5 protein-coding genes are annotated in these 7,551 nt (G+C 71.5%); 3 read left to right on the top strand and 2 right to left on the bottom strand.

Annotated features, from left to right (window positions below):
* Positions 1-2,882, bottom strand: a 2,882-nt coding sequence (locus V7E45_RS36865; RefSeq protein WP_333778645.1) for an nSTAND1 domain-containing NTPase, incomplete at its 3' end; no start/stop codon positions are given.
* A 470-nt stretch (positions 2,883-3,352) separates the two neighbouring features.
* Between V7E45_RS36865 and V7E45_RS36860 the strand changes: the two genes are divergently transcribed.
* From V7E45_RS36860 to V7E45_RS36850, 3 genes are all read left to right on the top strand, one after another.
* Complete coding sequence (locus tag V7E45_RS36860; RefSeq protein ID WP_333778644.1) at positions 3,353-3,748, top strand: hypothetical protein; 396 nt, start codon at positions 3,353-3,355, stop codon at positions 3,746-3,748.
* Positions 3,749-4,070: 322 nt separating this feature from the next.
* Positions 4,071-4,685: a hypothetical protein gene (locus V7E45_RS36855; RefSeq protein WP_333778643.1), complete on the top strand. Its 615-nt coding sequence runs from the start codon at positions 4,071-4,073 to the stop codon at positions 4,683-4,685.
* A 1,048-nt stretch (positions 4,686-5,733) separates the two neighbouring features.
* A complete protein-coding gene (locus V7E45_RS36850) occupies positions 5,734-6,153 on the top strand; it encodes a hypothetical protein (RefSeq protein ID WP_333778642.1) in 420 nt (139 codons plus the stop codon).
* 414 nt (positions 6,154-6,567) lie between these two features.
* Here V7E45_RS36850 and V7E45_RS36845 read toward each other — a convergent pair whose 3' ends face one another.
* Complete coding sequence (locus V7E45_RS36845) at positions 6,568-7,353, bottom strand: class I SAM-dependent methyltransferase (RefSeq protein ID WP_333778641.1); 786 nt, start codon at positions 7,351-7,353, stop codon at positions 6,568-6,570.
* Positions 7,354-7,551 lie beyond the last annotated feature (198 nt).

Genomic DNA, 7,551 nt, shown 5'->3' with positions numbered 1-7,551 from the left:
GTGTGGGCGCATGCCCGGGGCAGGAGCCGGTCGGGGTGGGTGGGCAGGGTGTGGGTGGTTCCGTCGAACACGCCGGTGATGAGTTGTTGTCCGTCGGGGGTGAACCTCAGTGCCAGGACTGCGGTGGTGAAGCCGGTGAGGAGTAGTTGTTCTTGGGGTCGGCGGGGTGAGGTCACTTGCCAGATCCGGGCGGTGCGGTCGTCGCTGGCGGCGGCCAGCAGTCGTGCGTCGGGGCTGAAGTGGACGTCGCCGACGACGTCGGTGGGTCCGTCGAGCGCGGTGAGCAGGACCGGGTGGCGTGGCTGGGTGAGGCGCCACAGTTTCACGGGCCGGTCGCCGCCGCCGGAGGTGGCCAGGAGGGCGCCGCGCGGGCTGAAGGCCACGGACAGTGCGGTGGTGGTGTGCGGGTGCCAGTCGGCGCGGCGGATCGGGTGGGTGGGGGAGGTGGTGTCCCAGAGGATGACGCGTTGGTCGCCGCCTCCCGCGCTGGCCAGCAGTCGTCCGTCGGGGCTGAAGGCCACCGATCGGACCTCGTCGTGGTGGCCGGGCAGTCGGGCGCCGGGGGCGGGATGGGTGACGGAGCGGGTGTTCCACAGCACTACGTCCCCGTCGCTGCCGGCGCTCACGAGGCTCTGTCCGGAGGGGCTGAAGGCCAGCGCGCGGATCGTGTGGGTGTGGGGGTGGAGGGTGGCGAGCCGGCGCGGGTGGTGTGGGTCGGTGGTGTCCCACAGGATGATGGCTCTGTCGGCTCCCGCGCTGGCCAGTACGGGGCTGTGGGGGCGCCAGGCGAGCGCGTAGACGGCGTTACGGTGGCCGCTGAGCACCGCCGTTTGGCGGGGGTGGCGTGCGGCGTGTATGTCCCACAGGCGCACGGTGCGGTCCCGGCCCGCCGTCGCCAGGATGCTGCCGCCGGGGCCGCCCGCCCCGCCGGGGCCGCCCGCCCCGCCGGGGCCGGCGGGTGGGGTGGGTGGGGTGGCGAGGGCGTACATCTCGGCCCGGTGTGCCTGCCAGGTGGACATCAGTGTGCTCAGGAGCGCGTTGCGGCTGTGTCGGCCGGGCCGCAGCCGGTAGGCGGCCAGTGCGAGTTGTGCGGCGAGGCCCGGGGAGCGGTGCCACAGGCCGGTGGCCTGCGTGCTCGCGTTGCGGGCGACGGCTTCGTCGCGCTGGGCGGCCACCTGTCGGCCGGCGCGCACGGCGAGCACGCAGGCCGTCAGGGAGATCACCATCAGTACCGCCGAGGCGGCCGTCAGTAGTCGCCGGACGCGTCTGCGGCGGGTTGCGGCCGCGGCCTCCGCGTGGTGCGCGGCCAGACTCGCCTGGAGGTAGGCCTGCTCGCGTGCGGTGAGTCCGGCGTCTTTGGCGTGTGCCAGGGGGCGGGCCGCCCGCAGTCGGGTGCCGCGCAGCAGGGCGCCGGGGTCCTGTTCCAGGTGGGCCCAGGTCGCGGCCGCTTCGGTCAGCTGCCGGCGGGTGCGCAGGACCTCGCGGTCCTCCTCCAGCCATCCGCCCAGCCGCGGCCAGCCGGTGATGAGGGCTTCGTGGGTGAGTTCCACGTGCCGGCCGTCCACGGTGATCAGCCGTGCGGCGGCGGCGCGTTCGAGGACCGCCGCGGTGTCCGGATCGCAGGACAGCTCCGAGCCGGTGATGCGGCGCTTGGTGTCCTTGACGTCCTCCCCGACGGCGACGAGCCGCAGGAAGAGGTGCCGGGCCGCGTCCTGCTGCCGGGCGCTGAGTGCCTGGTAGAAGCGTTCGGCGGTGTGGGTCAGGGCGTGCTCGATGCATCCCGCGCTCCGGCACGCCTCCATCGTCAGCACGGTGCCCCGGCGGCGCCGCCAGGTTTCCCGCAGCGCGTGGGAGAGCAGCGGGAGCATCCCGGCACTGCCCTGCACCTGGGCGATCAGGTAGGCCAGCAGCCGCCCCTCGACGCGGCAGCCCACCGCCTGCGCGGGCCGGCAGATGGCCCGGTGGAGCTCCTCGCCGTCCATCGCCCCGAGCGTCACCATCGCCGCGTCGAGGGCCCGGGCGAGTTCGGCGTGGGCGATGCAGGGGGCGTAGAAGTCCGCCCTGACGCCCAGCACGACGCGGCACGCACTGTTGTGTGCCCGGGTGGCCGCGAGGAGCGCGTCGATGAAGTGGTTGCGTTCCTCGGGCCGGGTGCACAGGGTGAACAGTTCCTCGAACTGGTCGACGACGAGGACCACCTCGGCCGGCCCGGTCTGCGCGGTGGCGATCTGACGCAGGAGCAGGTGCAGGTTTCCCGGATGCGCGCGCAGCTCCTCGAGCAGGCGGCCGGGCGTGCTGGAGGCGGGGGCCGCCAGGTGTACGGCCAGTTCCTCCAGCGGCCGGGCCCCCGGGGTGAGCGTGAGGACGATGCGGCCCTCACCGCGCAGGGACGGGGACAGCCCCGCGTGCAGCACCGAGGACTTCCCCGCCCCGGACGCGCCGAACAGGGCGATGAACCGCTGCTGCGTCAGCCGCCCGCGCAGCTGCTCGATCACGCGTTCGCGCCCGAAGAAGAACCGGCTCTGCCCCGAGCCGAAGGAGGCCAGTCCCGGGTAGGGCGAGTCGACCGGATCCGCTGGGGGAGCGGGGGTGTGTGCCGTACTCCGGGCGGCTGCGGCGAGGTCGGCGGCCGTCGTGTGCCACAGGGCCTCCCACCGCCGCACGTCGCCGCCGCAGGCCAGGACATAGCCCCGGGTCACCTCGAGCGAGGGCAGTCTGCGGCCCGCGGCCGCGCTCGACAGCGTCGCCACCGAGTAGTGCGCGCGTGCCGCGAGTTCGTAGTAGGAGGGCCCACCCGCCGCCCGGCGCAGTTCCCTCAGCCCGGCGGCGAACCGCACCACCGGGCCGTCGCCCTCGGGAAGCGGTGACTCTCTGCGCGGCATGCCTGTTCCCCCGGGTTCGGCCTGTTCTGCGACAAGTGTCCCCGCCCGGGCGAGGCCGCCGGCGTCGCGGCGCTGATTTTCGGCCCCCTTTTCTCGTCACCGTCCGGTGCGGCCGGGTCCGGCGGCTGCTCGTGTTCGGCGCACGCGCCGGCAAGCGTCCCCCCACCGTCACCGCCACCCGGGACGCGACGGCCACCTTCCGACCCCACCCCACCCGACCCGACCTGATCTGGCCTGACCTGGCGCGCGTACGCCGTCCGGGTCGCCGGAGAGACCTGCTACCGCGGGATCGCGCATCGGTCAAGTCACGACTTGCAGTCGCATGACGGGGCGCGGCGCGGCGGGGTTAATGGATACATCGGCTCCAGCGGCCAGGGCGAGATATTCGCTCAGGGCCACGGGTCGCCCGGGAAGGTCTCTTTTCCGGTGTCCGATCAAAAACTCTCTCTATTCCTTTCCGGAGGATTCTCATGGCTCGCTCTCCTCGTTCCCGTCGTTTCGTGATGCTGGCTGCTTCGTCCGTACTGGCGGCCGGTGGTGCACTGATCCCGACGGGTGCGTTTGCGGCGCCTCAGCACGTCGGCACCATCGTGTCGATGGCTCCGCAGGGCGGCCACGGTAGCTGGAACCACGGCGGCGGCCATGGCGGCCACGGTCACGGCAACCACGACGGCGGCGGCCATGGCGGGCGAGGCGGTGGCAAGGTCGTCGTCATCATCAACAACACCAACACCAACACCAACACCCAGGGCAACAACAGCGGGAACGGGAGTGGCAACGGCAACGGCAACCCCAACGGCAGCGGCAACGGCACCGGGAACGGGAACGGCAACACCGGTATTGCAGGTCCGAACGCGGCGAGCTGAGTGCGTGATGCCGGTGGCGGGTGACCGGTAGAAAGACACACGATTTGAAACTGGCTGTACGGCGTGGCCCAAGGGTCACGCCGTACAGCCAGTTCTGCGTGTTACCTGCACGCGAAGGACCCGGTTTTACCGAGGTCAGGGAAGGGGGGAAGGGGGCTTTTTTCGTTTGTCAAGTCCCGATTTCTCGGTAGCGATATCGCGTGACGTGACCCCCGCCGGATGCCGGTGCTTAATAGAGATAAGGGTTCACTCGTACCGGGTATTCCCCGCATCGCCTGGAAATCACCGGCGATGCCCCGATAATCACCGGAAGGTAATTCCCATGACTCTCACCTCGAAGACGCGACGCCTGTTCATGCTGGCCGCTGCCACCACGCTGGCCGCCGGCGGCATCTCCATCTCCACCACCGCCATGGCGGCGCCGATGACACACGCCACCGCCCACGCTCACAGCCACCACGACCACGGCCACGGCCACGGCAATGGCAATGGCAACGGCAACGGCAACGGGAACGGCAACGGCAACGGGAACGGGAACGGCAACGGCAACGGAAACGGGAACGGCAATGGGAACGGCAACGGGAACGGCAATGGGAACGGCAATGGGAACGGAAACGGCAATGGGAACGGCAATGGGAACGGAAACGGCAATGGCAACGGCAATGGGAACGGAAACGGCAATGGCAACGGGAACGGCAACGGGAACGGGAACGGCAACGGGAACGGCAACGGCAACGGGAACGGAAACGGCAACGGCAACGGCAACGGCAACGGGAACGGGAACGGCAACGGGAACGGCAATGGGAACGGAAACGGGAACGGCAACGGGAACGGCAACGGGAACGGCAATGGGAACGGAAACGGCAATGGGAACGGGAACGGCAATGGGAACGGGAACGGCAACGGCAACGGCAATGGCAATGGCAATGGCAACTGACGTGTGATTCGTCGGATAAGAGTCGGTAGGGCCCGGTGTCGAAGACGCCGGGCCCGGCTGCATGTCCTGACGGGAACTGGATCCCCCACTTCTCTGTTCGCTGTCCTGTTCGACGTCGACGGCGCGTTGATCGACGCGGGTGGCCAATCAGGACCGGCGGCCCGGCCCGGCTGCAGGCGGCAGTCCAGAAGCTCCGCAGTGAGGTAGCCGCCGTTGAGCGGGTCACCGGGGAGACGGATGCGGACCGGGCGGCCGTCGATGCGCCCCGCGTACGGTCGAGCCGGCCTGGGCGGCGTGGGTGAAGCGGATGACGCAACCGGCGGCGAATCCCGGGCCCGGGGGGATGACCGCATAGCGGCGGACGCGGTTGACCGGGCCGCGCCGGAGGTCGCGGAGGAGGTGAGGGGCCGTCCATCCGGGGCGGGCCCGCCTCGTCCCGAGAGGACCCACGCAATGGCCACGCTGCCGCCCCCGGCTCCCCTTCCTTCACCCACCCGGGCCGCTCCTCCCGGGACCGGGCGAGCCCCCCTTTTTCCGGTGGGCGGGGAGTGCGGCGGGGAGTGCGGCGTTACTGGTGGGCGGGGAGTGCGGCGTACGACTCGGGTGAGCCGGAGCTGCGGGCGATCAGGTCGGCGGGGAGGGCCTCCGGGGGGGACTTCTTTCTCCTCGACCTCGGTGGGGATGTTTTCGTCCCTCGGGGCAGGGGCGGCCACGGTTCGCGTGGCATCCCAGTCCCGCCGTACCTGGATCGGCACCGATGCGCGCCCTGTCCTCTCTTTTGGTCCATGAAGGGAGGCTGTCGGCCTCGCAGGACGACCCGTCCGGTGCACCCGGTGGTCCATCCGCGTGCAGCACGGGGGCCCTCCTGGAGAAGCGGTGGTCAGCGAGCCGTCACGGACCGGGCGGGCTGGGGCCGGGGTGGCCCTTGGATGTTGTGCGATTGATTGTTCACCGCCCCCGCGCGGACACCGAACAAAAAAGTCCGGCTATCCCTGGAGCCGGGGCCCGGCGACGGTCGGGCCCGGCACACACTCACTCGGGAGGCTTGATGCGTTCGGTATTTGTCGCGGCAGCGGTGTTCGGTCTGGTGGTGGCAAGCGGTACGGCCGCCTCGGCCGCGCAGGCGGCCCAGGCGCCCGGCGCGGGCTGGACCTGCGCGAAGGACGTGTGTCTTCGGGTGGGCGGTGAGGCCCGGTCGAAGAACGCCCACGGATGCAACCACAAGGTGTGCATCAACGTGACCGGCAACGCCTCCGGCTACACGACCAGCGGTTACTACAGCGGCTCCAGCCGGTTCTACGGTCACATCAACGTGTGGGGCCCCAACATGAGGGTCAACGGCCAGGACAGCGCCTACCCGGGCGTCGCGGGGTCCGGCCGGGGCAGTGGCCAGACCTGCGCCGAGGGCTGGGAGCTGTCCGGCGGCACCTACACCTCCGTCGGACTGCCCTGCGAGGACGTCAGCTGACACCGGCAGACGCCGGGGGCCTGGCGGCGAGCCCACCCACGACGCCCCCCGGGGGGACGGTGGGCCGGCCTGCCGCCTGCCGGCCGCCCGCCGGCCGGCTGCCCGCCTGCCGCCTGCCGCCTGCCGGCCTGCCGTCCGCCTGCCCGCCGGCCGCCTGCTGCCCGCCGGCCGGCTGCCCGCCTGCCGGCCGGCCCTGGGGATGGCTGGGCAGCCGACGGTGGACCGCCGCCGGCGGCGGCCGGTGTGGGCACGGTCGGGCGGCCCGGTGACGCACCGCGTCTCGACGCCGATGGTGCGCGGAAAACGCGAAGGGCCCGGGTCACGGTCGCCCCCGCAGCCGTTTGGGACACGGCTGCGGGGGCGGGTGGGCCGCCGCGGCCGTGCGGCGGACCGGAGGATGCCCGGGACGAGCACCTACGGCCGGTCGTGCACAGGGCGGACGTCGCCTGAGGCGGTCGCACTCCGGCGGAACAGCGCGGTCCACAAAAACGGCATCCCGAACAGGGGCGAGTGGGGCGGTTGTTCCCGCATGCGGCGCAGTTCGACCTCTGCCAGGTCGGAGAAGATCCAGCGCAGCGATCGGGGTGTGTAGGCGAGGCCGCCCTGCAGCCGGCGTTCACGGTAGAGGTCGGCGTCGGTGAGGTGTGACCCCATTCCGCCCTCGCCGGCGGCGAAGCTGGTGAGGGCGAGGTGGCCGCCAGGGGCGAGGACGCGGTCGAGGAGGGCCAGGTAGCTGACGCGGCGGTGCGGCGGCAGGTGGTGGAAACACCCCGAGTCGACGACCAGGTCGTACGGGCCGCTCAACTCGGTGACGGGCAGGGCGAAAGCGTCTTTGCACAGGAAGCGGACGTCGACTCCGGCCGCGTGGGCCCGCTCCTCGCCCCAGGCGACGGCCAGGTGAGAGAGGTCGACGGCGTCCACCTCAAAGCCGTGCGAGGCGAGGTACACGGCATTGCGGCCCGGCCCGCACCCCAGGTCCAGGGCCCGTCCGGGAGCGATCAGTCCCTGGTCCAGGTAGGCGGCCAGGTTCTCGTCCGGTTTCGCCACGAAGAACGGGACGGGCCGTGACCGGTCGGCATAGAAGTGGTCCCAGAAATCCTCACCGCTGCTGGGCGCCGGGTGGCCGGCGTCGGATCCGGTTGCGAACCATGCGTCCAGGAGCGCGAGAACGTCTTCGACGGTGCGTACGGTCCGGTCCATTAGGGCCCCCTTTCCGGCCGAGAGACGATGATAGGAACGACGGGAGTCAAAAGGCCAGGTCGGACGCCGTAACGCGGAGGCTTCGGCGGGGTGTTGAAGCCCTGAAGCGGGCAGCGAAGGCACCCACGTGCGGCCCCCCGCCCCCAGGCCGGCCCGGATCTGCCTGAACGGGGCCCCGGCCCCGCCCCCGCCCCCCCC

This window comes from Streptomyces sp. IBSBF 3136 (assembly GCF_036815105.1).
Taxonomy (GTDB): Bacteria; Actinomycetota; Actinomycetes; order Streptomycetales; family Streptomycetaceae; genus Streptomyces.
The sequence above is the reverse complement of the archived record's forward strand: the minus strand, read 5'-3'. Positions and strand labels throughout refer to the sequence as shown.